We start from the raw sequence: 25,104 nt of genomic DNA on the forward strand, positions 1-25,104 counted from the left end.
AAGGGAGGATTTATGATGGGGAAAAAACTAATAATGTTATTCGTTTTAATGCTGAGTCTATCAACGGTACTCATTGGATGTAGCAGTGATTCAGCCAATTCGAATGGAGAAGAGGGTTCAAAACCTTATGAAATCAAGTGGTATATGATTGGAACTCCTCAAAAAGATTTGGATAAAGTCATGAAAGAAGTCAATAAGTATACAAAAGAAAAGATTAATGCAACAGTTGATTTAACGATGATCGATTGGGGTGACTATGATAAGAAGATGCAGGTCATTGTCGCTTCTGGGGAACCATTCGATATTTCTTTCACAAGCTCATGGGCGAATAACTATGTGCTAAACGCTCGTAAAGGTGCGTTTGTGGAACTCGATAAACTGATGGACAAACATGGTAAGGATATGAAGAAAGCCATTGATCCAGCATTCTTAGAAGGGGCAAAAGTCGGTGGCCATCTATATGCTGTTCCTACTAATAAAGAAGTTGGCCAGCAAAGTGTGTTTGTTTTTAACAAGCGAATTGCTGATAAGTATAATATGGACCTTTCAAAGGTTAATTCATTAGAAGATCTTGAACCATTTTTGAAAATTGTGAAAGAAAATGAACCAGATTTTAATCCAATTGCCACATTCTTTCCGCCATATATGCCATTTGACTATATTATCGATGATAAAAACCCGTTTGCCATTCCTTTAAATACAAAGGATCATAAAATTATCAATCCATATGAAACAGAAGAAATGATGGAAACCTTAAAAGTCATGCACGATTACTATAAAAAAGGATATATCCGAGCTGATGCAGCAACAAGTACGGATCCATATCCACTTGAAGTTGAGAATTGGTTTGTTCGTAAAGAGCATTATCAGCCATATGCAGAGCTTATCTGGTCACGTTCTGCAGGATATGATGTAGTGGTTCGCCCGTTACATGACCCTATTACGTTTAATGGTTCGGTGACAGGTTCAATGCAAGCCATTTCGGTCACATCTGAAAATCCTGAAAAATCCTTAGAATTCTTAAACCTGTTGAACACGGATTCTAAATTGCGTACTTTACTAGATAAGGGAATTGAAGGGATTCACTATGAAGAGGTTGAAGATGGAAAAATTAAAGATTTGCCTGCACGTGTAAAGAACTTTAATATGCCAAGCTTTGCGATTGGAAACCAATTTATCTTGCCTCTATATGAAAATGACCCAGCAGATAAATGGGATGCATTTAAAGCATTCAATGAGAAGTCTAAGCCAGCACCAACATTAGGATTCCACTTTGATCCTGAGCCGGTTCGTACAGAGCTTGCTGCGATTTCAAACGTGACGAGTGAATTTGCGAAACCACTTTTAACAGGCTCTGTAGACCCTGAAGAATACTTACCAAAGGCCAATAAGAAGTTTAAGGAAGCTGGTCTTGAAAAAGTATTGAAAGAAATGCAAAAGCAGTATGATGAGTGGAGGAAAGAGCAGGAATAGTTTGGGGAAGCGTGACTACTTTTTCTTTTAAAACCGTGGTGTCAGTCCCTACCATCGAGAAGACTGCTTAAGGTGGGCAGGAATTTCATCTTCATTTTGATGATTATTCATGGTAGTGACGGACCCTAATGCTCCTGATTTGTGAGTGCTGAAACCCGTTATCGGAGAGAAGACTTTTGAAGAGTGAGTGTTTCATAGGCATTTTAATGGGTTTATGTCTACGTTTTGAACCCTCCAGCTAATAAGTAACTTTTTTGACGGTGAAAATCGACGGGTGTCGTTATTTGCCGTCTTTTCTACATAGTAAGCTTTTAAACTATCTAAAAGAGGTGTATAGAATTGAAACAAAGTCAACTTGATTATCCATTTCCAAAGGGGTTCTGGTGGGGATCTGCATCGTCGGCAACTCAAATGGAGGGGGCGGCAAGTCTTGGTGAAAAGGGTCCAAATATTTGGGATTACTGGTATGAAACCGAGCCCAATCGATTTTTCCAGGGAGTGGGACCGGAGCATACCTCCCAGTTTTATGATCAATATAAAAGTGACATTCAATTAATGAAAGAAACGGGCCATAATAGTTTCCGGTTTTCGATTTCTTGGTCAAGGTTGATTCCGAATGGCGATGGAGCTGTAAATGCTGAAGCAGTCCAATTTTACAATAATGTGATTGATGAACTAATAAAAAATGACATTGAGCCGTTTATCAACCTTTTCCATTTCGATATGCCATTATCGATGCAGGAGATTGGGGGATGGGAGAGCAGAGCGGTAGTGGAGGCCTATGTACGTTATGCTCAAAAATGTTTTGAGTTATTTGGGGATCGCATAAAGTACTGGTTTACACATAATGAGCCTGTTGTTCCAGTTGAAGGACAGTATCTATATGGTTTTCACTATCCAGCGCTATGTGACTTTAAAAAAGCCGTTCAAGCCGCATTTCACGAGGTTCTAGCAAGTGCTAAAGCAATTGAAAGCTATAAAAAAATGAATCTATCTGGAAAGATAGGGATCATCATTAATCTCACACCTTCTTACCCGCGTAGTCAGCATCCAATGGATGTTGAGGCTGCAAATCGGGCCGATTTATTATTCAACCGCTCCTTCTTAGATCCTTCTGTTAAAGGAACCTTTCCGGAGGAGCTCATTGAATTAATAGACCAAGAAGGATTCACCCCAATCATTGCAGGTGGAGACTTGGAAACAATTAAAGAAAATACTGTTTCATTACTTGGGATAAATTATTATCAGCCGCGAAGAGTTAAGGCGAAAGAACACGTCCCTAATCCTTCTGCACCATTTCTACCAGAACGTTACTTTGATTATTATGAGATGCATGGGAGAAAAATGAATCCGTATCGTGGATGGGAGATTTACGAAAAAGGCATTTATGATCTTCTGATGAACATTAAGAATAACTACGATAATATTGATTGTTTTATTGCTGAAAACGGGATGGGTGTTGAAAATGAAGGGCGCTTTATCGGAGAAGATGGAATCATTGAAGATGATTACCGAATCGATTTTTACAAGGAGCATCTCAAATGGGTCCATAAAGCAATGGAAGAGGGAGTGAATGTGAAAGGGTATCATGTTTGGACATTTATGGACAATTGGTCTTGGCTGAATGCTTATAAAAATCGTTACGGATTGGTTTCGGTTAAGCTTGAGGATGATTATAAACGAACGATTAAAAAAAGCGGTAAATGGTTTAAAAATTTATCAAGTAATAATGGTTTTTAGGAGGTTGCTAGGTGATAAACTATTATTCTGTTTTTGATATTGGCGGTACTTCTATAAAACATGCTGTGATGGATGGAAAAGCGCAATTTTATAAAACGACAAGTCATGTCACACCAGACCAAGGAAATGGTGATATCTTTCATTTATTAATAGAGATCATCAAGCAAGATCAGGAGCAATACCCTATCAAAGGCGTAGCATTAAGCGTTCCCGGAGCCATCACACCGGCATCAGGGGATATCCATTATGCAGGCGCGGTCACAGATTTAATCGGTGTGAACATTAAGTCTCGGCTTGAAGAAGCGGGGGTTCCTATCGAAGCAGAAAATGACGCCAATTGTGCAGCATTAGCTGAAAAGTGGAGAGGGAATGCGAAAGGATGCCAAAATTTTATAACCTTGACAATTGGAACCGGTATTGGCGGAGGGATCTTCATAAACGGGAACATCCATCATGGAGTTGATGGTATGGCAGGGGAACTCGGTTTAATGATGCTCCACACTTCATTTCCATTAACAAGATTAATAGAGGAACAGACATTCAGTCGGTTAGGTTCAACATGGAACTTACTTGATCGGATTAATAAAAAGTTGAAAAAGAATTTAAATGGAGAACAGATTTTCAAGCTTTATGAAGAAGGACATGAAGTCATTCAAAAGGAAGTGGATTATTTTTTTGATGTACTAGCGATTGGAACAGCGAACATTGTTCACACATTCGCTCCAGAAAAAGTCTTATTTGGTGGCGGAGTTAGTGTGCAGGAAAATTTCATTGTCTCTATTAGGAAGCGACTAGAATTAATTAATCCTCATATTTTACAAATGACGACTATTGATCGATGTCAATTTGGAAATCAGTCGGGGCAAGTTGGAGCTTTATATCATTTTTTGAGAGGAAGAGGGGAATAGGCATTTCATAAGTTTTGTGTCCTTACCTCCCTCATTCAAATTCTCCTTGAAATCATCGATTCATTTCGGCGCTGTAGTGTTCATAAGTCTTTATAGAAAAATGATTGGTGGGGCATGTTCCTCACCAATCATTTTTTTGATCTGATATTCAGTAACCAGCTTAATTAAATTCCATTAGTTTTGATACCCCAATTTCATAGAAATCGTTCTCCCTGTATTCACAACTTTATCGATGAAAAATCCTAATTTATCCTCCGTCAAGTGGTAGCTGATCAACCTGACACTCACGGCTCCTACTACCCCACCTATACGATTGAGAACGGGTGCAGCGACAGTAGAAATTCCTTCGGTTCGTTCATCATGACTAACTTTATAACCATCCAATTTTATTTTCCCTAACATTTCATAAAGGCTTTTTTTATCAGCCTGCGGAACGAGTTCATCGATAATTTGCTCCTGTTGAGCTAATGGCATAAAAGCTAGCATTGTTAAGTTGCCAGCACCGATATTCATTGGAGTGCGAAGGCCCAGCTGGTCATGGATGCGGATTGTATTCTGTTCGCAATCAATCCGTTCGATTACTAATGCCTCCATGCCTATCGGCTTACTTAAGTACACGCTTTCTTTGACCAAATGCATAAGTTTTTCTAATTCCGGTCTAATAATACTCACATAATCAATGGTATCGTACACTTTTAGACCATACTCAAGCCAGGCATTTCCAAGTCCATATAGCTTTTTTTCGGGATCCTGCTGGATCATTTCATGTTTCATCATTGCCTTTAGTAAACGATGCATAGAGCTGACGGGAAGCTCACATTCTTTAGCTAACTCTGTAATTGAAAGAAATTGATTTGCATCGTGTCTCGTTAACACTTTTATTACGTTCATTGCTCTATCGAGTAATTGCATATGAGAACCCACCTTTGTGTTTATTATAAACTTTCAATTTATAAAAATATATTATTCTGATTTTTTAAAATATATTGACATTATTATAATGGCTTATTTATACTTTAAGCAAGAACATTTCCTTTGGTCGGAAGTGTTTTCCACCCAACGGAAAAAGGTGATGAAGATGAACTACAGTAACTCAATGTTTAATAGGATGGAACATGTCATTTTGAAACATCCCCGAGATGCTTTTTTAAGTCAAGAACATTTGAAAAATGAATGGAAAAAGTACAACTATGTTGAAGAACCAAATTTCGAAGTGTCCTTAATTGAATATGGGGAGTTTCTATACGTATTAAAAAAACATGTACCCCGTATCGACTATTTACCAGCCTGTGAAGAAACAGGGTTGGATTCCCTGTATGCCCACGATCCTGTCAAATTCACAAAAGAGGGGGCTATCATTCTGAAATCTGGGAAATTGTTAAGGCAGCCAGAAGCAGAAGGTTATAAGAAATTTTTGATAGAGAAGGATATTCCTATCATTGGAGAACTGACAGGAAATGCTGTGGCGGATGGAGGGGACATTATCTGGCTGGATGAAAGAACTTTAGTAGTGGGGAGGGGTTATCGGACAAATGATGAAGCGATCCGGCAATTAAAAGAAATAACAGCCGATTTAGTGGATGAATTCATTGTCGTTCAACTTCCTCATGATCAAGGAGAAGAGGAATGTCTTCATTTGATGTCTTTTATCAGCATAGTCGACCATGATTTGGCAGTTGTTTATTCCCGTTTGATGCCCGTGTTTTTTAGGCAGTTGCTCCAAAAGCGTAATTTTAAATTAATTGAAGTGCCTGAAAATGAATATCACAACCTTGGCTGTAATGTTTTGGCACTTGCACCACGTGTTTGTTTGATTTCTTCTGGAAATACATCCACAAAGAAACAGCTTGAAGAGGCAGGGGCAACGGTTTACGAATACAAGGGAAATGAAATTTCATTCAAAGGGACAGGTGGACCAACTTGTCTTACCTCGCCAGTAGTTCGTACGAATTAATATCAAGGCTGATTTTTATATGATTTTATTTAGAATATAAATCTTTGGGAAAAAGGGTGGTTGGAGCGGAAACCAACTAACTCCTATTCAAATAACAACTATGTTTACGAAAATAGCTAATATCAAAAAGAGGTGGAGGAGTTTAAATGTTTAAACAAGTAATCGTTAAAAAACCCGCAATTAGCTATGTGAATGGTCTAACTACTAGTGACTTGGGTACACCAAATTACGAAATGGCTCTAGAGCAACATGAGAAATATGTACAGGCATTAGCTAAATGTGGTGTGGAGGTCAAAGTACTTTTAGATAACGAGGAATTTGCTGATTCTACTTTTGTGGAAGATACAGCGGTGCTGACTCCTAACTTTGCGGTGATTTCTAATCCTGGTGCAGATTCACGAAATGGAGAAATTAAAGAAATGAATCGGGTTATAAAGGAGTTTTATGATGACGTCCGATATATAAAAGCCCCAGGAACTCTTGATGGTGGAGATGTTTTACAAATTGAGGATCATTTTTATATTGGAATTTCTGATCGTACGAATATAGAAGGAGCTAACCAACTGAAACAAATCTTAGAGTCTGCTAATTACAAAGCAACCATTGTTCCATTAAAGAAATTTTTCCATTTGAAAACAGGAATCTCCTATCTTGGAAACAATCAAGTAGTCGCAGCAGGGGAATTTATTGATCATCCCGATTTTGAACAATATGAGAAGATCATTGTTTCACCTGAGGAAGAATATTGTGCTAACTGCATACGAGTAAATGATTATGTCATTATTCCAAAGGGTTTTGAACAAACAAAAAAGAAAATTCATGATGCTGGATATCAAACAATTGAACTGAATATGTCTGAATTTCAAAAGCAAGACGGTGGTTTAAGCTGTCTATCATTGCGATTCTAATAGATTTTGTTTCAAAGAAGGAAAGTAACTATTCTGAGGTTAGGAGGTTAGGATAATGGAGGACTTACAATCCCATGAACAATTAAATCGCTCCATGAAAAGACGTCATTTATTTATGCTATCGCTTGGAGGCGTTATTGGAACCGGTCTTTTTTTAAATGCAGGTTATACGATTAATCAAGCAGGTGCGGGAGGAGCTTTGCTAGGATATTTAGTCGGTGGCCTTATTTTGTATATGGTGATGGTATGCCTAGGTGAGCTTGCTGTTCATATGCCTGTTACAGGTTCCTTCCAAAAATATGCCTCTAAGTATATTGGACCTTCTGCTGGATTTTCTCTTGGCTGGATGTATTTTGTCGGGTCAGCCGCAACGGCAGGTGTTGAATTTACGGCAGCGGGAATTTTAATGAAACACTGGTTTCCCCATGTTCCTATTTGGGTTTGGTGTGCTGTGTTTATTGCTCTTTTATTTACATTAAATGCATTGACCACAAGAGGTTTTGCAGAAGCAGAATACTGGTTCGCCGGAATTAAAGTAGTTGCGGTCATTGCGTTTATATTCATTGGAATCGCTGGTATCTTTGGTTTTGTCTCCTTTTCTGATCGTCCAACCCCTTTCCTTGAGAATCTTGCACCGACTGGCCTTTTTCCAGCAGGCATAGCGATTGTTTTTGTCACCATGATGAATGTTATCTTTTCTTATCAAGGCTCGGAATTGATAGGAATAGCTGCGGGAGAAAGTGAAAATCCTGAAAAGAATATACCGAGGGCGATCCGTAATGTGCTTTTCAGGATTATTGTATTTTATCTTGCGTCCATCATGATCCTTTCAGCCATCTTTCCTTCTTCAGAATTAGGTTTATTAGAAAGTCCTTTTGTCACCTTAATGACAATAGCAGGAGTACCTTATGCTGCAGATATCATGAATTTCATCATTTTAACCGCCATTCTTTCTGTTGGAAACTCTTGTCTTTACGCATCTACACGTTTACTGTGGGCGATGGCTCATGATGGAATGGCACCAAAGCTGTTCGGTAAGTTGTCTAAGAGAAAGGTGCCGTTAAATGCCCTCCTTTTTACTATATCTTTTTCGCTATTATCGTTATTAACAAGTTTCATTGCTGCTGATACTGTTTTCGTCTTACTTATGTCGATAGCGGGAATTTCCGTTACAATTTCCTGGATGGGAATCGCCTTATCGCAATATATGTTTCGAAGGAAGTTTATTAAAGCGGGTGGGAGAGTAGAGGATTTACAATACAAAGTTCCTTTTTATCCATTCGTTCCATTGTTTTGTTTAGGGTTTTGTTTGTTGATTCTAGTCTTTCTTGCCTTTGATCCTACACAGCGAATTGGCTTATTTTATGGGATAGGGTTTTTAATTGCCTGTATAGTATTCTATAAATTTAAACTTGCAAAAAAAGTAGAATTATCAAAAAATATGGATAGTAGTAAAGAAAATAGTATGTAATAGTAACAGAAGGGGCAGCTGCTTCTTCTGTTAAGCTTTGTTTTTATCTTGAAGTGGTTTTAGCATTCACCATTATGACATAAAAGGAGTTACGAACGATGAATAATTTGAGATGGGGTACACCTGAGGAATTAAGAGCTTTACTAACTGAGCTTGTAAGCTGGAAGAGCATGACATTCTCAGAAGGTGAGCGTCAGTTTCCGATGAAATTACAAGCAAAATTACAGGATCTTGATTATTTTCAAGAGTTTCCTGAATACCTCTCCCTTCATAACGCTGATTTAAGACGGAAATTTTTGACGGCACTTTATAAACATCCAGATGCGAAAGATACGATTTGTTTAATTAGTCATTTTGATACAGTAAATACTGAAGAATATGGGGATTTTGAACCGTTAGCTACCCAACCAGAAGAGTTGACGAAAATATTTCTTGAAAGGCAAGACGAATTGCTTGATGAAGTGTTGAAAGATTTAGAATCCGGCGAGTATTTGTTCGGACGGGGAACAATGGATATGAAAATGGGGCTCGTTATGCATATGAGTCTGATTGAAAAAGCAAGTATTGAGAAATGGCCGATTAATTTACTACTATTAACGGTTCCAGATGAGGAGGTAAACTCTTCTGGTATGCGATATGCGGTTCCGACTCTTCTCGGTCTCCAAGAGGAACACAATCTTACTTATAAATTGTTTTTAAATGGTGAGCCTGTTTTCGAGCAAAAGCCAGGGGATCACAACTACTATATTTACTCAGGAGCTATTGGGAAAATCCTTCCAGCTGCACTCTTTTATGGGAAAGAAACACATGCTGGAGAGCCGTTGAGTGGATTGACGTCACCTTATATCGCATCATTTTTAACCCAGCAAATGGAATGGAATGATACCTTTCAGGAAACGAGTTTAGATGAAAAGACACCAGTTCCCGTTACCCTTCAGCAGAAGGACTTAAGGCTGGAGTATTCTACACAAACACCTTATCGCTCAGCTGCCCTTTATAATGTCTTTATTATGGAACGAAATGCGGCTGAAATCATGACTCTATTTGAGCAAGTAGCAAATGAAGCGGCCACTGCCTGCAATGAAGCTTACTTGAAGGTTTGCCAAAAAAATAAAGTCGACCCAATTGGGAATGTAAAAGTCATGCGATATAAAGATTTACTAGAGTACGCCACAAATAAGTTTGGAAGTGAATTTATAGAAGAAGTAAAGATGGAAATTTATGCTCATGAAGAATGGGATGATCGCGAAAAGTCATTTAGAATCACGGATAAACTAATGATTCAATGTCAAGAGCTTGCACCAAGTATCATTATTCTATTTGCTCCTCCCTACTATCCTGCTGTTAATTCCACGGGGGACGAGCTTGTTGAAGATTGTATAAAATTTGTAAAGGACAAGGCATTTGAAAAATTTCATTTATCAGCTGAAAGAATTCATTATTTTAATGGGATTTGTGATTTAAGCTATGTAAATTATACGGATTCAGGGGACGGTTGGACGGCATTTGAAAGCAACACACCTGTATGGGGCGATAGCTATACATTGCCATTTAAAGAGATGAAAAGTTTGAATGCTCCAGTATTAAATATAGGGCCATTCGGGAAGGACGCCCATAAACGGACAGAGCGCTTGCATATTAAAAATGCATTTGAACAAGTGCCATTGTTAGTAGAAGAAATGATTCATATGATTAGCAGGAAGTAGAGACAATAATTCTATAGTTGAAATCATTTTAGGCTGTTCTAAAAGGTTCAGGAACCATATTGTTTGTTTAGATAGAAGGTTTTCTTTTATGTGGTTCCCTCGGTTATGGGTGGTCTATTCTAGTTTCTAAACTAAGTTCTTTTTATTGTTTCCTAGTTTTATTCATGTGTTGTAAGTCAAATTTTTTTAAAAGAGAACGTTGAATAGACAATCGGTTAGTTTCTATTGTTTTTAGAATAGTAGACATGATATTATCTAAATATTAATAATTATCTAAATGTTTAGCGAGGGAATTTAGAGAAAGGATTATTCGTTGTAAAGCTTTCGAGGAAAAGTCAGTCTAGACTCAAGGGGGGAACAAAATGAAAAAGGTTTTGACACTGTTAATATGTGGAGTGTTATTAATGCTCACTGCTTGTGGTTCTGGGAGTGAAGAAAGCGGTACAGAAGCAAAGGAAGTAGTGAAATTAGGTATTTTACAACATGTTGAACACCCTTCTTTAGATGCTGCAAGGGAAGGGTTTATTGAAGCACTGAAAGAAGCTGGTTACGAAGAAGGGAAGAACTTGGAGATTAATTACCATAATGCCCAAAATGATATGAACAATAATATGACGATTGCGAATAAATTAGTTGCTGAAGAAAGTGATTTAATTCTAGCTATCGCCACACCAAGCGCCCAGGCTGTCGTTCAGTCAACAAAGGATATTCCGGTATTGTTCACGGCCATTACGGATCCAGTTGGGGCTGACCTTGTTGAAAGCTTAGAGAAACCAGGTGGAAATGTGACAGGAACATCTGATACACATCCAGAAGCCATCAAAAATACCATTGATTCTATTAATGAATTTATCCCTGACGCTAAAAAGGTTGGGATCATTTATAACGATGGAGAGCCTAACTCGGTTGTAAACGTAGAGAATGCAAAGAAAGCATTGGAAGAAATCGGCCTAGAAGCGGTGGAAACAACAGTTTCTACTAGTTCAGAGGTGAAACAAGCAGCAGAATCATTAGTAGGACGTGCTGACGTATTCTACATACCAAAGGATAATACGGTCGTGTCTGCGCTTGAATCTGTCATTACAGTAGCAAATGAGAAAAAAATCCCTACGTTTGTGGGAGAAAGCGATTCAGTAAAACGCGGGACCTTTGCTTCATACGGTTTTGAATATCATGATTTAGGGATGACTACAGGTAAGATGGCCGTTGATATTATCGAAGGGAAAAAACCGAGCGAGATTCCTGTTGGTTTCCCTGAAAATCTTGAGCTTGTGATTAACAAAAAAGCAGCCGAAAAAGAAGGAATTACTTTGACAGAAGAAATGATGAAAGACGCAACAGTTGTAGGTGAATAACATTTAAGAATGTTCATCAAAATTCAATCTCGATCAATCTTGCAAAGATTTAGAGATGCTTTTAGCTTGTAGACAAATCTGAGAAGTCAGGAAGGTCTACAAGCTTTTTTTGTCGATTTTGAAACAGGGATATTTTTTCTTTCCAGTAGGAAAATGGACTATATGTTTGTTCTGCATAATTCTGTCATAAAACATAAATGTAGGAATATTATCCAATGGTAATGAGTTCATGAAAAATCTTATTGTGCTTGTAAGCGACGTACGATTTAGAGAGATTAGTATGATCGGGGTTGGAAAACGTGAATATTTCTTTTTGGTCAAATTTAAATCTACTGACATAGTGCTGTCAGTGTTGGTTTTATATAATTTGTAAATAAGGGAGATCACTATTTTGAAAAGGTGATCATCATAGGATGTTCTTATTGGTGATGAAAGCGGGGGATGACAGACAATAAATAAAGACTTAACAAAAGAATAAGGTAGACTATTGAACAATTGGAGGATAAAGGCGATGGAGAAATCAACGAATATGTCGGCTTTTTTTAAAAACCGTTTCATCCGAGCTATTTTAATTTCTGGGTTATTTCTTCAACTTGGAATTTGGATTCGAAACTTTGCTGTATTATTGTTTGTAATGGAAAAAACAAACGGAGATCCTTTGGCGGTATCGATGATATCGGTTGCAGAATTTGCTCCAATCTTTGTATTCTCAATCATTGGAGGGACTTTCGCTGATCGTTGGAAACCAAAGAAGACAATGGTCTGGTGCGATTTATTAAGTGCGATCTCTGTCTTTTCGGTGCTTGCTACGCTTATGTTTGCTACTTGGCATGCGGTTTTTTTCGCTATGTTACTTTCCGCGATTTTATCGCAGTTTTCACAGCCGTCAGGGATGAAATTGTTTAAAATTCATGTACCGAAAGAACAGCTTCAAATGGGGATGTCTATCTATCAAACGATGTTCGCGATATTCATGATTATCGGTCCTATTATAGGTACATTTGTCTTCCAGCAATATGGGATTTATTTATCCATTGCGATTACAGGAGTGATGTTCCTGTTATCAGCGGGTGCCCTTCTATTCCTTCCAGCTGATAAGACTGAGGAAGAAAAGGAAGAGAAGACCACTCTTCTACAAGAGCTTGGTCAAGGCTTTAAATATGTAAAGAACAATCGGTTTCTCACGATTCTAGGCGGAAACTTCCTTGTTGCTGGTTTGGCGATTGGTCTTATTCAGCCTCTAGGAATCTTCATTGTGACAGAACAATTAGGAATGCCTAAAGAGTTTCTTCAATGGCTATTGGCAGTCAATGGGATTGCGATGGTGATCGGCGGTATCATGGCGTTAGCCTTATCCAAAAAGGTTTCACCCATCCGTATGCTTGCCATTGGTATGGCGGTGGATGCTGTTATGATTTCCGTTGTAGGATTTTCAAACGTGGTCTGGATTACTCTCGTTGCCCAGTTCTTTAACGGACTAATGTTACCAGCCATTCAAATCAGCATTAATACGATGATTCTAGAAAACTCGGAGGAGAACTTTGTGGGCAGGGTAAATGGGATCATGACTCCACTCTTCATGGGAGGAATGGTCATCATGATGAGTTTGGCTGGGGTTTTGAAGGAATTAATGAGTCTTACGATAGCCTATCAAGCAGCAGCTATCCTATTTGTGATCGGCATTGCCCTGATCTTTCCCCTGCTAATTATGCCTAATCATCCTGGTCAGGACAAAAAGGCGAAAGTGGAGGTGCAGTAATGGTTGAGCATAAAGGGTCGACTGATGCCGTGAATAAGCATGGAAGGGGAAATGGCGATAAGAAAAGAGTTCTTTAATGCCATAAAGTCGAGAAGATCCAAAATGGAGTCAACAAAGGAGCTCGAATTTATAATGCATCATATTAATTTACGGAATTTTACATTATTTAAGCTGATAAACCCATTACGCTTATTAGTTGAATTTTGAATTCAAGTGGTCAATACTGCCTTTAGTAGGGTGTAGAGATGGGGATTCAAGACATTTACCTCTTAATCAAACGTTTGATTAAAGAAGTATAAGCACTCTTATATAAAGAAAACAAGCCTGATTATAGGGGGCTTGTTTTCTTTTAGATTACATTTATTGGAATCAATCTTTATAATAGTATTATTTTTTGATTAGTCCCAAGGTCGTTACGTTCTCTAGTTATAGGAAGTTCTTACTTTATGAAAAACAAAATTATAAGTCTGGAGTCTTAGATTCATTTAATCCTAGAGTAGGGTTAATTTTTAGCGGAATTCTTCTAAAATAAAGTAAAGTGAGTTTTTTTAACCTTATAAAGGTGGAGAGGGTTGTTTCATTTGATAAAAGAAAAATACAAGTTTTCTTTAGAAATTTTGTTGAACCTTGCATTATCAGCCATAACCACCTATTTGTTATTTGCCTTTTTGCCTACGCTTTTACCAGTATATAAGGTTGCTTTTGTACTTATTATGTTAGGGATTGTGCTTCTTAATTTATCCTTTGTCTTATCAAATAATAAAAAGCTATATAAGATAACAAAAGTAGCTTTGATTGTCTCTTGTTCCTTTGTTTTTGTTATTATATTCCTTTTTTACATGACAAAAATTTTAGTACTAACTGATACGTATGGAGTCGAAAATGTTTTAAGAGAAAATTTAGCTGCAGCAAAGCTGATTTTTTTCTTGATTTGCTTTGCCCAACCCATTATTTTACCGTTACCAGAGGCTGTAACAATCCCTGCAGGAAGTGCTGTTTTCGGACCTTTGATTGCCGCTTGTCTAGGTTTCCTCGGAACGATTTTAGGAATAGTGGCGATGTTTTTCATAGCCAGAATAGGGGGAACGAAGCTAGCTTCAAAATTAGTAAAAGAAAAGCATTTGAAAAAATATCAAGAATATGTGGCGAAGAATGAGACGTTAATCCTTGTACTGCTGTTCATTGTCCCTATTTTACCAGATGAAATTATTTGTGTCGGAGCAGGTATTGGTGGTGTAACCTTCAAGAGATTCCTATGGATTGCTTTCATTTCTAAGTTCATCACATCCTCACTTTTAGCTTTTTCCGTTCAGTTTGCCAAAATGCTTTCGTTATCAAGGTCAGAATTGGTTCTTGCTTGTTCCGTTGTAATAGGCTTAATTTTTGTTGCTTCTTATATAATAAAAAGGTTTTTAATAAAAAATAAACCGGAGGAAGGGTTCGAGAAATAGTTATAAGAATTTGAGGATAACCGTAAACACAAAAAAGAATTCCCTTATTATATGATGTTCTATTCACTAACTTTTGATTGAATTTTCCACTCATTCTTTGTTTTTCCTTATAGAAATCAAACGATAAAATCATTCCAGCTCACTACATCAAAAGGAGAATCATCATTTTCCTTGTCTTGAAAGTGGGGATGCACAACTTTTTGATTTTATGCACGAAAATTTAGAGTGAATGCACAGGATTTCAAATTTATGCACATGTAAAAATGTAGGGGAACGATTCAAAACGGAATCCAACCTAACAATTCTGAAATTAATGATAAAAACAAAGGCTGCCCAAAACTAAGAGTCAGGAACCATAACTTGAATAGTTAGAAGAAGACCTCAGAAGCATCTTCTATCTATTTCCGATGCCTTTTTGGACAGCCTTCTTGTTTAGAATTGTTTTTTACTTACCATTTTTATCGAGGATATCGATATCTAACGTCTTGAGGTTTCTCATTTCCGTATGGATTTAGAAGAATCCATGAGTCAATCACCCTCACTTTTTCACTGGACAAGGCGTAATAGATCCTAGTATCACAGGCTCACTAGCACCAGTGGCATTTGGTACGTTTCCAGGGTTTCCATTAAGTGTTTCGTTAGCTAAAAGGGCAAAGGCTACGGCCTCCTTTGCCTCTGAAGAGAAGCCGATATCCTCTTGGACTTTAACCTCTTGATGTGGAAGTAGCTCACGGAGCCAATGAAGAAGTGTCCTGTTAAAGCTGCCGCCTCCAGCAACAATCACCTCGTAAATGTCATGGGTTGGGAACACAAATTTTTTATAGGCGTTTGCTATTGAAAGTGCTGTTAAGTAAGTAGCAGTTGCAATAAGATCCTCATTTGCTAAATGGTGATTTTCTTGTATTATTTTGTTCACGAACACTTCTCCAAACATTTCCCTGCCTGTTGATTTAGGAGGAGTTTTGTTGAAAAAATCGCTTTCCCATTCAAGCCAGTTTTGCGCTAATGTATCATGAACCATCCCCTTTGAGGCAATCATTCCTCCTTTGTCAAATGGTATTCCTTGTAGGCGTTCACATAATCCATCAATGACCATATTCCCTGGTCCAGTATCGAAGGCGAAAACATTTTGAAGACTAGGTTTCTTTGGAAGAACAGTGACATTTCCGATTCCGCCAATATTTTGTAACGCCCGTCCGTGTGAGTTACTTCTATATAAAAGGTAATCGCTGTAAGGAACGAGCGGAGCACCTTCCCCGCCAGCAGCCATGTCCATTGAACGGAAATTAGAGACAACCTTGGTTTTAGTATGATAGGCAATTATGCTTGGTTCTCCAATTTGTAGTGTTGACGGAAAGGTATCCTTTGTTTGAAAGGGCTGGTGATAAATCGTTTGTCCATGTGACCCAATAAAACTTAATTTATCTAAAGGAATATGAGCTTCCTTACAAACCTGTTTCACTGCATTAGCAAAGACTTCACCTAATTCAAAATTCAGACTGCAAATGAGAGCAGAAGTAGACTGATTCTCACTCATCGCTTGGAAAATCCTTTCTTTTAAATCAGGGGAGAAGGAGGTCGTAACAAAATGCACCAACTCTACTTTTGTATTCGTACCAGAACCTTCAATGGTCACAAGGGCAGCATCGATTCCATCTACAGAGGTTCCGGACATTAGTCCGACAGCATATTGCTTAGTCACGATGAATCATTCCTTTTTCCAAGTTTTTTAATACTTCCATTGCCCCGATTGCAGGGGATAATTCCTGTGTAAGGAACTTAACGCGGGGAGAATGAACCATAACAGCTTGTTTGAAAGCAGATTGAACAAATTGACTCTTTTCCAGGACGCTCCCTTTCATTGCTACCAAAAAGTCGTCAGTTATCATTAATTGATCTATTAATCGGATTGCCTGCCCGGCAAGCTGATGGCCTGCATTTGATAAGAACATAACAGCTTGCTCATTCCCTGCAATTGCCTCTTTATGTACTATTATTGCCAGCTGAGCAATTGCTCCTTTTGTAGAAGAATAAATAAAACCTTTTAATCCTCGAGAATTATCTGCCTGAATCTCTTGCAGAAGTGCTCTTGAGAGGGGAGAGAAAGGCTTGGATGTTTCTTCTTCCAAGAAAATCGTTTTACAAGCTTCGACGGCAATGCTGTAAGCACTACCTGGATCACCCAGGAGATGCCCCCAGCCGCCAGTAATTTTTTCGTGATTATCGTTACGTCCATAACTAATCGAACCTGTTCCAGCAATAGTAAGAATACCGTTTTGATTCCCTATTAAACTGTAAAAAGCTAATTGAGCATCGCTGATTACGAGAATAGGAACAGAGGTAAGTTTCTTTAAGTCTTTTACCAATCTTTTTGAAGTGTCTCCAGCTCCTGCGCCAGCCATTCCGATGACAATGTTGGAAATCTGGTTTGAACCAGTATATTGGAAACAATTTTTCATACATATTGAGATATTTTTTAAGGTTTCCTCATAGGATACGGCTGGATTTCCGTGCCCTGCTTTAGTTTCAAATAATACATTTTTAAGGTGATCTAGAACTAGTGCTTCGGTTTTTGTCCCGCCGGCATCAATGCCGATGACTTTCTTCATATAAGAAACCTCCAAGTGTAAAAGAAATGGCCTCAACTTGTAGCAAAAGCAAATTTCCCCCAAGGATTCAAGTAATCTAGTAAGAAAATTTCTTCTGCGAGGATATGTCCGACTACATTTGTTTTTCCTGAATTCTCCATATCTTTTAAGGCGATCTGAAGTTCACCTGCGTACTGTCCATATAAATCATTCTCTATTAAAATGTCACCTCGTTTAATATCTCTTGTGTTAAAAGGCTTAAATTCGCTTCCGCGGTATTTCACTCGGCTTTGGGTTGAACGTATCAAATAATCTGAAACATCTCCTCGATAAAAATGCGGTTCTTCGAAGATAATCGTCTTTTCCAAGTCACTGATGCCTTCTTCAACCTGAATATCAAAAGTTAATTTTGATTTATTTAGTTGGCTTAATCGTTGCAGTTCACGTTCTGAAGCATATGCATTCCCGATCATGACATCGTCGATTAAGTCTGTCGCAAATAGATGTTTTGCTTGAACCTGTATAGGAAGATTCCGATGCATTTCAACCGTTGGTAAACCTTCTACAATTGGCCAAGGTCCAAAGGTGGCGTCCTGTGAAGAAACAAAGGCAGCTGTTCTCATTCCTAGCTCCTTGAATTTTTTACTACAGTCGATAAAAAAAGGGTAGGACAATCCTGAGTATCGGTGGGGATAAAAGTTATGGCATCCGAGCAGCTGTTGTGTATTAGGTTGATAGGTCATGATATTATCTACATATTTAGTCGCATTACTCATATTCAGTTCAATTTTAAGATGATAAGGATTATAGGACATAATCGCTTCCTCATGGCCTGTATATCCAATATCAAGGCGTATCCCGTGGGCACCTAAATCAGCAAAGAAAGACAGATCATTATAGGAAATATTTAGTTCATTAAAAATTCGGGGGTTAATATCTGCAATGACTTCCATCCCTTTTTCCCGGGCAAATCCTATCGTTTTTTTAAAATCGGCTAGTATTTTACCTTTGTTTTTATCTACTGACAATAAACAAGTGAAGATTCGCTTGAATCCATAAGAAGCGGCTAATGTAATATATTTTTGATCTCTTTCTAGGGTAGAGTGGTTTGGATAAATTGATATCCCAAGTCTTTTTTCCATTAGAATCTCCTCCTGTTATCCTTGATTTTCAAAACGATGAATTCGTTTCACCATTTTAATCATCTGTTCAATCAGTGAGAGCTCACTAATAGAGGACATCAAATGGTCTTGTGCATGGATCATGAGCAGTGATTTTTCAAATTTTTCCCCGTTAATTTCAGCCTGTATGAGCGTAGTTTGCGTATTATGGGCTTTATTAAGTTCATGGTGAGCTTTTTCTATTAATTGATCAGCCTCCTCGAAATGTCCTTCATGAGCCTTATTTAAAGCTTCATAAGCAGTGCTTTTAGCATTTCCGCCATTTGATATAATCTCAAAAATCTCTAGTTCTACATTTCGAACTTCTGCCATTCTATCATCACCTCAAATTATTTTATTAGAATAAAATTAAAATTTAAATATTTCAGAATAATATTGAAATTTAATTTCAATATAGCATATAATCATATTAAATTGAAAGCATTTTCAAAATATTATTTCTGGAGGTGACTATGAATACGTTTCAAGTTTTAAAGCATATCGAAAGCCAACTAGAATATTACACTCCTTCGGAAATACTTGTGGCGGAGTATGTTCTGAAGTTTCCTGAAAAAGTGATGGAAATGACGACAAAGCAATTAGCGCTGGCTGCTGGGAGTAGCGAAGCAGCAATTATCCGTTTCTGTAAACGAATAGGGATTAATAGGTTTAGCGGGTTGAAGATTGAATTAGCAAAAGGCGTGAATATGAAAGAAGTTTATGGACGAGTAATGAATTCACCTCTTCACTTTGAGGATAATTTAGAAACCGTATTGAACAAAGTAATGGTCAATACTTCTCAAGCCTTGAACAATACGGAAAAATTAATCTCGCTTTCAGAGATTGAAAAAGCAATTGAATCGCTCCATAACGCAGAAAGAGTGTACCTTTATGGTGCCGGGGGCTCTGCCGTTGTTGTAGAAGATTTTACTCAGAAGCTATTAAGAGTAAATTTTCTAGCATTTCAAGCAAGTGATATTCATGTGCAGATGATGATGTCTGCGAACTTAACTAGTAAGGACGTTTTATTTGTGGTCTCCACTTCGGGACATACCAAAGAGGTCATCAAACTGATGTCGGTAGCTCAGGAAAAAGGGGCTACCATTATATTGCTGACACAGCACGGTAAATCTCCAGCAAGGAAGCTAGCAGGCATTACGTTAACCATTTCAGAGGAGGAACATAATCTCCGGATTGGTACGATGACCGCAAGGATTGCTCAATTAGTGGTGATCGATTGCTTATTTGTTTCACTTTGTATGAAAAAAGGACATGGAGTCTATGAGCAGATTATTAATACACATCAAGTTGTTCAAAGAATGAAAGAAGGGGAGGAATAAGTAATGAAGGTGTTGTTTGTATGTTCAGGTGGGATGTCCAGTGCCATTGTTGTAAATGCATTAAAAAAAGAGGCGGAGAAATCAGGTCTAGAAATGCAAGTCCATGCCATTGGAACTGGAGAAGTATCAGATGAAATCTCAAAGGGGTGGGATGTTTGCATGGTCGCACCGCAAATCCGTCATCGTTTTGACCAAGTAAAAAAGGAGGCAGATCAAGCCGGGATCCCTTGTGGTCCAATTCCACCACAAGCCTATACTCCACTGGGAGGTCCGACATTATTGAAAACCGTTAGAGAATTAACAGAGTGATTTTCTAAAAACAAGGGGGAATAAGTTATGCAATCGTTTGTGAACTTTCTTGAGAAGAATTTGTCAGGACCAATGGCAAGGCTTTCAGAACAAAGGCATCTTCAAGCGATCAGGGATGGGGTTATTTCAGCATTACCTTTTATTATTGTCGGTTCATTCTTCTTAATTCTCGCTTTTCCACCGCTACCAGATGCGGGCGTGTTTGGAGATATTAAACAATGGGCAGCAGACAATATTGTCGAAATTTTAATTCCTTATCGATTAACGATGTTTATTATGACCCTCTATATTGCTTTTGGGATAGGATATAACCTTTCAAAAAGCTATAATCTTGATCCTTTATCAGGTGCCCAAATCGCCGTTGCTGCATTACTATTAACGGTTACACCAAAGGCAATAGATGGAGAATGGATGCTTCCGATGACCAATCTTGGAGGGCATGGATTATTTGTTGCTATGATTGTTTCGATAGTCGCCGTTGAAATATTAAGATTCTGTAAGACGAAAAATATAACGATTAAAATGCCGGAGCAAGTACCAGCCTCGGTATCTAGAAGCTTTGAAGCACTTATTCCTGTAGCGATTGTCATTGTAATGATTTCATTAGTAACTGTAGCAGCTGGGGTTGATCTTCATCATTTAGTCAATCTCGCAGTAGCTCCATTAGTAACAGCAGGAGATAGTATTTTTGGTGTGTTAGTACCGGTCTTCTTAATTACGTTCTTTTGGTCATTTGGTATTCATGGTGTATCTGTAGTTGGAACAGTAGCTCGTCCCCTTTGGGAGGTTTTCCTTGTCAATAATGCGGATGCTGTAGCAAATGGAGAAGCGATACCTCATATTGCACCTGAAACGTTTTATCAATGGTTTATATGGATTGGCGGCTCTGGAGCTACCCTAGGGTTGGTTTTGGCGATGGTATTCTTCTCTCGTTCGAAGTATTTAAAAGCTCTTGGGAGAACATCGGTTGTGCCTGGAATTTTCAATATTAATGAGCCCGTCATCTTCGGTGCACCGATTGTACTAAATCCGATCTTAATTATTCCATTCGTGATAACACCAATTGTAACGGCATGTCTTTCTTACGCAGCGACAGTGATTGGGTTAGTTTCTCCAACCTATATTATGCCGCCTTGGACATTGCCCGCACCAATTGGGGCATTCTTGGCAACAGGTGGAGATTGGAGAGCAGTAGTCTTAGTCCTTATAAATATCGCCATATCCTTTGCGATCTATTTCCCATTCTTTAAAATGTACGATAAAAAAATGTCAAAATTAGAGGAAAGCGATCAGCAAGCAGCTTGACGATTAAAGGGAAAAGGACTATCCCAATATTGAAGATGTCAGGAACTACAATAAATAGAAGACACCTGCAAAACGTTTTCTATTTATAAAAAATATATTGTGGTTTCGGACCTCTTATGGGATAGCCTTTTCTATTCATTTATAAGGAGTGAAGATCATGACCGAGACAGTCATTCCAAAGCGGATTGGGTTTAAGAGTGTGTTCGTATTATTAGCATCATTATCAATAGGGATGTTATTGCTATCCAAACCACTTATGGATATCGGATTAACAAAAGATTGGAGTATTTTCTTGGCATCGGCCACTTCTGCAGCAGTAGGATTAATCTTAGTTTTATTAAAAATAGAAGGGCCTATTGAGAACCCTGCAGTTAAGAGGAAACGGATGATGTTGGCGATCATTCTCAGTGTCGTTTTAAGTTTTGTTTTAGCATTTGTAGCAAAGTAACAGAGGGGGGATCAACATGAAAGTAGTGACAATAGGCGGAGGCTCGAGTTATACTCCTGAATTTGTCGAAGGCCTGATCAATCGCTATGAGGAGCTTCCTGTTAAAGAGCTGTGGTTAGTCGATATTGAGGAAGGAAAAGAAAAGCTTGAAATTGTTGGTCATTTAGCAAAAAGAATGGTGGAAAAGGCTAATGTCCCAATGACGATTTACCTGACTCTCGATCGCCAAAAGGCATTGAAAGGAGCAGATTTTGTCACTACTCAAATGAGGGTAGGACAGCTTGATGCTAGGATTCTTGATGAGAGACTCCCATTAAAATATGGAATGATTGGTCAGGAAACAAATGGGGCAGGGGGATTGTTTAAGGGGCTTAGAACGATTCCCGTTTTATTAGATATTGCGGATGAAATGAATCAGTTATGTCCTGATGCCTGGTTAATCAATTTCACAAACCCTGCCGGCATGGTGACAGAAGCCTTATTGCGTTATGGTCGTCATGATAAGGTCATAGGGGTTTGTAATTTACCTGTTAATATACGGATGACGATTGCCAAGTTATTGAATGTGGAGGAAGAGAGAGTCCATATTGACTTTGCGGGATTAAATCATATGGTTTATGGAATTGATGTATTCGTCGATGGGGTTTCTGTATTGGATCATGTACTGGAATTAATGAGTTGTCCTGAAAAACAAATGTCGATGAGAAACATTGCCCCACTTCCATGGGACGCTGATTTTATCCGCAGTCTAGGTGTTATTCCTTGTCCATACCATCGTTATTATTATAAAAAGGATGAGATATTGGAGAAGGAACTTGAGGAGTACGAAACAGGGGTGACCCGTGCGGAAGTGGTTCAAAAATTAGAAGGAGAATTATTTGAGTTGTATAAAGATGAGGAATTAAAGGTCAAACCACCACAATTAGAGCAAAGAGGAGGAGCCTATTATAGTGACGCTGCCTGTAACCTGATGTCATCTATCTTTAACGACCGCGGTGACATTCAAACGTTAAACGTTCGGAATGATAGTGCTATTAAGGACTTACCATCGGAATCGGCTGTTGAAGTTAATTGTGTCGTAACGAAATCAGGTCCCAAGCCAATAACTGTTGGCCACCTTCCCGTAGCTATTAACGGACTGATACAACAAATTAAATCCTTTGAAAGAATAGCAGCTGAAGCAGCTGTCACAGGATCCTATGAAAAGGCTCTGCTTGCTATGACGATCAATCCACTCATTACAAGTGATATCAAAGCCAAGAGTCTTTTAAATGATATGCTTGAAGCCCATAAAAAATATCTTCCTCAATTTAAAGAGAGGATTTATATTACGCTGTGAAAGGCGTTATGTAGAAAGAGGAGGGGGCTGTCCCAAATGGGATCCGGAACCACCACGATCATCAATAGATAGAAGGGTCTATGAGGATTTTTCTATCTATTGAAATTGTGGTGCCTGGTCCCTTAAGTTTGGGACAGCCTCTTTCTTTTATTACTTTACAACCCTAACCGTTTTTGCCTTCTTGCTTTCTACTCCTGTGGGGGAAATTGAAGTAACTCCATACGTATACTTTTTATTAGACTCAATGGTTTCGTCTATATAGGTAGTAGTATCTTCATGTTTATAAACCACATCAATAATATTTGCTGGATTCTGATAATTGCCTTCTTTTACACCTTCAAAACGATAGATTACGTATTTTCTAGCATCCGAATGTTTTTTATCATCTATTACAATTTTCACTTCATCCTTTGCTTTTATCGCTTTAACATTGTTTGGTTTTTTCGGAATGTCATGACCATTCCATGGGGTAGCCGGTGTTAAGGCAGTATAGTTGTATAGCTCATTTTGGATAATGTCAGCATAACCAAGCGGGTTTTCTTGAATTTGTTGTAAAGAAAAATGCATCTGCCCTTTGACAGATTCTTTCTCGCGATTGTCTTGAATTTGTCCTGGTAATTCATAGGGATCAAACCATGCTTGGTCAAAATTGTCAGCGACTTTATAGTCGGCCATTCCAATATAAAGATTAATAGGGTGAGTACGATCATATTTTGTAACCTCCTGATTCCACCAATCTAATAGAATAGAATAATTAGCTACCTCCAATTCTCTTGACCAATAAATTTGTGGTGTCAAATAATCAATGCTTCCATCTTTTATCCATTGTCTGGTATCTGCGTATAAATCATCATAGTTTGTTTGTCCTGCTTGCGTATTGCTTCCTGTCGGGTCATCGGCTATATTTCGCCAAACACCGAATGGAGAAATACCAAATTGAACCCATGGTTTCACTTCTTTAATGGAGGAGTTAATGTCAGACACAAGCTGATTTACATTGTTCCGGCGCCAATCTTCTATATTTGAAAATGACTCACCATACTTTTCATAGGTTTCCTGATCTGGAAATGTTTCTCCTGCTATTTTGTACGGATAAAAATAGTCATCCATATGAACAGCATCAATATCGTAGTTTTGGACTAACTCTATTACCGTATCAATCAAGTAATCTTGCACTTCAGGAATACCAGGATTCAAATAATATTGCTTTCCGTATTTCAGTACCCAATCAGGATGCTGATGGGCAACATTATTGTCCGCAAGATCACTTAATTCCTGTCCTGGCATGGTAATTCGATACGGGTTGACCCATGCGTGGATTTCAATTCCCCGCTTATGGGATTCACCGACCATGATTTGGAGTGGATCATAGCCAGGGTCTGTGCCTTGTTCTTTACCTGTTATGTAAGTAGACCATGGGGCAAGCTCTGAAGGGTAAAGAGCGTCAGAAGTCGGCTTTACTTGATAAATGACGGTATTGAATCCTTTCATTTTCAATTCGTCGAGTGTTTTCTGAACCCAACTTGTGTACTCTTGTTTGTTCATTCCTGCTGCCATATCAATATTTTGCACGGTCGCAATCCAAGCTGCTCGCATTTCGTGCTTTGGTGAAGTGGATGTTGATGCATCTGCATTCTTTGGGAGGCTGACAAAAACTGAGCTAAATAGAAGTGCAATGACAATACCCAATCTTGTTAAACCAAAAGCTCTCACATTAATCCCTCTCTTTCATTTTTTATTGATGTTTTACGATGTGGAGTGATATTTCAAAATGTTTATAATTTTCTTGAAATATTATTTCTAATTCTATTATATCGACTCTATTAAAAATGGTACATAGTACCAATATCATATAATTTGAATTTTCAGAATAAATCATGACCTATTTTC

Annotated in this window: 21 protein-coding genes; 15 read left to right on the forward strand and 6 right to left on the reverse strand. The window is 38.2% G+C overall.

Annotated features, from left to right (window positions below; genetic code table 11):
- Positions 1-12: 12 nt before the first annotated feature.
- The 3 genes from JOC86_RS10440 (at position 13) to JOC86_RS10450 (ending at position 4,121) form a co-directional block, all read left to right on the forward strand.
- A complete protein-coding gene (locus tag JOC86_RS10440; RefSeq protein WP_205171899.1) occupies positions 13-1,473 on the forward strand; it encodes an ABC transporter substrate-binding protein in 1,461 nt (486 codons plus the stop codon).
- A gap of 333 nt (positions 1,474-1,806) precedes the next feature.
- Positions 1,807-3,213, forward strand: coding sequence for a glycoside hydrolase family 1 protein (locus JOC86_RS10445; protein WP_338021752.1), 1,407 nt, complete (start codon positions 1,807-1,809; stop codon positions 3,211-3,213).
- Positions 3,214-3,224: 11 nt separating this feature from the next.
- Positions 3,225-4,121: an ROK family protein gene (locus tag JOC86_RS10450; protein WP_205171905.1), complete on the forward strand. Its 897-nt coding sequence runs from the start codon at positions 3,225-3,227 to the stop codon at positions 4,119-4,121.
- 174 nt (positions 4,122-4,295) lie between these two features.
- Here the strand turns inward: JOC86_RS10450 and JOC86_RS10455 are convergent, their stop codons facing one another.
- Entirely contained in the window at positions 4,296-5,033 is a 738-nt protein-coding gene (locus JOC86_RS10455; RefSeq protein ID WP_205171908.1) for an IclR family transcriptional regulator, read from the reverse strand.
- 166 nt (positions 5,034-5,199) lie between these two features.
- Between JOC86_RS10455 and JOC86_RS10460 the strand changes: the two genes are divergently transcribed.
- The 7 genes from JOC86_RS10460 to JOC86_RS10490 all read left to right on the forward strand — a co-directional run bounded on the left by JOC86_RS10460 (position 5,200) and on the right by JOC86_RS10490 (position 14,725).
- Positions 5,200-6,075, forward strand: a complete 876-nt coding sequence (locus JOC86_RS10460; protein ID WP_205173491.1) for a dimethylarginine dimethylaminohydrolase family protein — start codon at positions 5,200-5,202, stop codon at positions 6,073-6,075.
- 146 nt (positions 6,076-6,221) lie between these two features.
- Positions 6,222-6,983, forward strand: a complete 762-nt coding sequence (locus JOC86_RS10465; RefSeq protein ID WP_205171911.1) for a dimethylarginine dimethylaminohydrolase family protein — start codon at positions 6,222-6,224, stop codon at positions 6,981-6,983.
- Between the two features lie 55 nt (positions 6,984-7,038).
- On the forward strand, positions 7,039-8,454 hold the full coding sequence (locus tag JOC86_RS10470; protein WP_205171913.1) for an amino acid permease: 1,416 nt from the start codon (positions 7,039-7,041) through the stop codon (positions 8,452-8,454).
- 98 nt (positions 8,455-8,552) lie between these two features.
- Positions 8,553-10,160 carry a M20/M25/M40 family metallo-hydrolase gene (locus JOC86_RS10475; RefSeq protein WP_205171916.1) on the forward strand — a complete coding sequence of 536 codons (1,608 nt, stop codon included), beginning with the start codon at positions 8,553-8,555 and terminating at the stop codon, positions 10,158-10,160.
- A 362-nt stretch (positions 10,161-10,522) separates the two neighbouring features.
- A complete protein-coding gene (locus JOC86_RS10480) occupies positions 10,523-11,515 on the forward strand; it encodes an ABC transporter substrate-binding protein (protein ID WP_205171920.1) in 993 nt (330 codons plus the stop codon).
- A 511-nt stretch (positions 11,516-12,026) separates the two neighbouring features.
- Positions 12,027-13,274, forward strand: coding sequence for an MFS transporter (locus JOC86_RS10485; RefSeq protein ID WP_205171923.1), 1,248 nt, complete (start codon positions 12,027-12,029; stop codon positions 13,272-13,274).
- A gap of 572 nt (positions 13,275-13,846) precedes the next feature.
- On the forward strand, positions 13,847-14,725 hold the full coding sequence (locus tag JOC86_RS10490) for a TVP38/TMEM64 family protein (RefSeq protein ID WP_239587521.1): 879 nt from the start codon (positions 13,847-13,849) through the stop codon (positions 14,723-14,725).
- A 538-nt stretch (positions 14,726-15,263) separates the two neighbouring features.
- Here JOC86_RS10490 and anmK read toward each other — a convergent pair.
- Genes anmK through JOC86_RS10510 form a run of 4 tightly spaced genes read right to left on the reverse strand, consistent with a single transcriptional unit; the run spans position 15,264 to position 18,806 of the window.
- Entirely contained in the window at positions 15,264-16,427 is a 1,164-nt protein-coding gene (anmK, locus tag JOC86_RS10495) for an anhydro-N-acetylmuramic acid kinase AnmK (RefSeq protein ID WP_205171926.1), read from the reverse strand.
- On the reverse strand, positions 16,420-17,334 hold the full coding sequence (locus JOC86_RS10500; RefSeq protein ID WP_205171928.1) for a BadF/BadG/BcrA/BcrD ATPase family protein: 915 nt from the start codon (positions 17,332-17,334) through the stop codon (positions 16,420-16,422). The genes anmK and JOC86_RS10500 overlap by 8 nt, the downstream gene beginning before the upstream one ends.
- A gap of 32 nt (positions 17,335-17,366) precedes the next feature.
- Positions 17,367-18,455, reverse strand: a complete 1,089-nt coding sequence (locus tag JOC86_RS10505; protein ID WP_205171931.1) for a DUF871 domain-containing protein — start codon at positions 18,453-18,455, stop codon at positions 17,367-17,369.
- A 15-nt stretch (positions 18,456-18,470) separates the two neighbouring features.
- Positions 18,471-18,806, reverse strand: coding sequence for a PTS lactose/cellobiose transporter subunit IIA (locus JOC86_RS10510; RefSeq protein ID WP_205171934.1), 336 nt, complete (start codon positions 18,804-18,806; stop codon positions 18,471-18,473).
- A 140-nt stretch (positions 18,807-18,946) separates the two neighbouring features.
- Between JOC86_RS10510 and JOC86_RS10515 the strand changes: the two genes are divergently transcribed.
- The 5 genes from JOC86_RS10515 (at position 18,947) to JOC86_RS10535 (ending at position 23,214) form a co-directional block, all read left to right on the forward strand.
- Complete coding sequence (locus tag JOC86_RS10515; protein WP_205171937.1) at positions 18,947-19,813, forward strand: MurR/RpiR family transcriptional regulator; 867 nt, start codon at positions 18,947-18,949, stop codon at positions 19,811-19,813.
- 3 nt (positions 19,814-19,816) lie between these two features.
- Complete coding sequence (locus JOC86_RS10520) at positions 19,817-20,122, forward strand: PTS sugar transporter subunit IIB (RefSeq protein ID WP_205171950.1); 306 nt, start codon at positions 19,817-19,819, stop codon at positions 20,120-20,122.
- Between the two features lie 27 nt (positions 20,123-20,149).
- Positions 20,150-21,427, forward strand: coding sequence for a PTS sugar transporter subunit IIC (locus JOC86_RS10525; protein ID WP_205171953.1), 1,278 nt, complete (start codon positions 20,150-20,152; stop codon positions 21,425-21,427).
- 157 nt (positions 21,428-21,584) lie between these two features.
- Positions 21,585-21,875: a hypothetical protein gene (locus JOC86_RS10530; RefSeq protein ID WP_205171955.1), complete on the forward strand. Its 291-nt coding sequence runs from the start codon at positions 21,585-21,587 to the stop codon at positions 21,873-21,875.
- Between the two features lie 16 nt (positions 21,876-21,891).
- A complete protein-coding gene (locus JOC86_RS10535; RefSeq protein WP_205171956.1) occupies positions 21,892-23,214 on the forward strand; it encodes a 6-phospho-beta-glucosidase in 1,323 nt (440 codons plus the stop codon).
- Positions 23,215-23,364: 150 nt separating this feature from the next.
- On the opposite strand, the gene JOC86_RS10540 is transcribed toward JOC86_RS10535, so the two are convergent.
- Complete coding sequence (locus tag JOC86_RS10540; RefSeq protein ID WP_419096050.1) at positions 23,365-24,927, reverse strand: glycoside hydrolase family 10-like protein; 1,563 nt, start codon at positions 24,925-24,927, stop codon at positions 23,365-23,367.
- Positions 24,928-25,104 lie beyond the last annotated feature (177 nt).

Source organism: Rossellomorea pakistanensis (assembly GCF_016908495.1).
Classification (GTDB): domain Bacteria; phylum Bacillota; class Bacilli; order Bacillales; family Bacillaceae_B; genus Rossellomorea; species Rossellomorea pakistanensis.

What these genes read in the sequence shown, in the direction of transcription:
- JOC86_RS10440 (WP_205171899.1), top strand. Translation starts at nt 13, where the DNA reads ATGATGGGGAAAAAACTAATAATGTTATTCGTTTTAATGCTGAGTCTA.
- JOC86_RS10455 (WP_205171908.1), bottom strand. Translation starts at nt 5,033, where the DNA reads ATGCAATTACTCGATAGAGCAATGAACGTAATAAAAGTGTTAACGAGA.
- JOC86_RS10460 (WP_205173491.1), top strand. Translation starts at nt 5,200, where the DNA reads ATGAACTACAGTAACTCAATGTTTAATAGGATGGAACATGTCATTTTG.
- JOC86_RS10465 (WP_205171911.1), top strand. Translation starts at nt 6,222, where the DNA reads ATGTTTAAACAAGTAATCGTTAAAAAACCCGCAATTAGCTATGTGAAT.
- JOC86_RS10470 (WP_205171913.1), top strand. Translation starts at nt 7,039, where the DNA reads ATGGAGGACTTACAATCCCATGAACAATTAAATCGCTCCATGAAAAGA.
- JOC86_RS10475 (WP_205171916.1), top strand. Translation starts at nt 8,553, where the DNA reads ATGAATAATTTGAGATGGGGTACACCTGAGGAATTAAGAGCTTTACTA.
- JOC86_RS10480 (WP_205171920.1), top strand. Translation starts at nt 10,523, where the DNA reads ATGAAAAAGGTTTTGACACTGTTAATATGTGGAGTGTTATTAATGCTC.
- JOC86_RS10485 (WP_205171923.1), top strand. Translation starts at nt 12,027, where the DNA reads ATGGAGAAATCAACGAATATGTCGGCTTTTTTTAAAAACCGTTTCATC.
- JOC86_RS10500 (WP_205171928.1), bottom strand. Translation starts at nt 17,334, where the DNA reads ATGAAGAAAGTCATCGGCATTGATGCCGGCGGGACAAAAACCGAAGCA.
- JOC86_RS10505 (WP_205171931.1), bottom strand. Translation starts at nt 18,455, where the DNA reads ATGGAAAAAAGACTTGGGATATCAATTTATCCAAACCACTCTACCCTA.
- JOC86_RS10510 (WP_205171934.1), bottom strand. Translation starts at nt 18,806, where the DNA reads ATGGCAGAAGTTCGAAATGTAGAACTAGAGATTTTTGAGATTATATCA.
- JOC86_RS10515 (WP_205171937.1), top strand. Translation starts at nt 18,947, where the DNA reads ATGAATACGTTTCAAGTTTTAAAGCATATCGAAAGCCAACTAGAATAT.
- JOC86_RS10520 (WP_205171950.1), top strand. Translation starts at nt 19,817, where the DNA reads ATGAAGGTGTTGTTTGTATGTTCAGGTGGGATGTCCAGTGCCATTGTT.
- JOC86_RS10525 (WP_205171953.1), top strand. Translation starts at nt 20,150, where the DNA reads ATGCAATCGTTTGTGAACTTTCTTGAGAAGAATTTGTCAGGACCAATG.
- JOC86_RS10530 (WP_205171955.1), top strand. Translation starts at nt 21,585, where the DNA reads ATGACCGAGACAGTCATTCCAAAGCGGATTGGGTTTAAGAGTGTGTTC.
- JOC86_RS10535 (WP_205171956.1), top strand. Translation starts at nt 21,892, where the DNA reads ATGAAAGTAGTGACAATAGGCGGAGGCTCGAGTTATACTCCTGAATTT.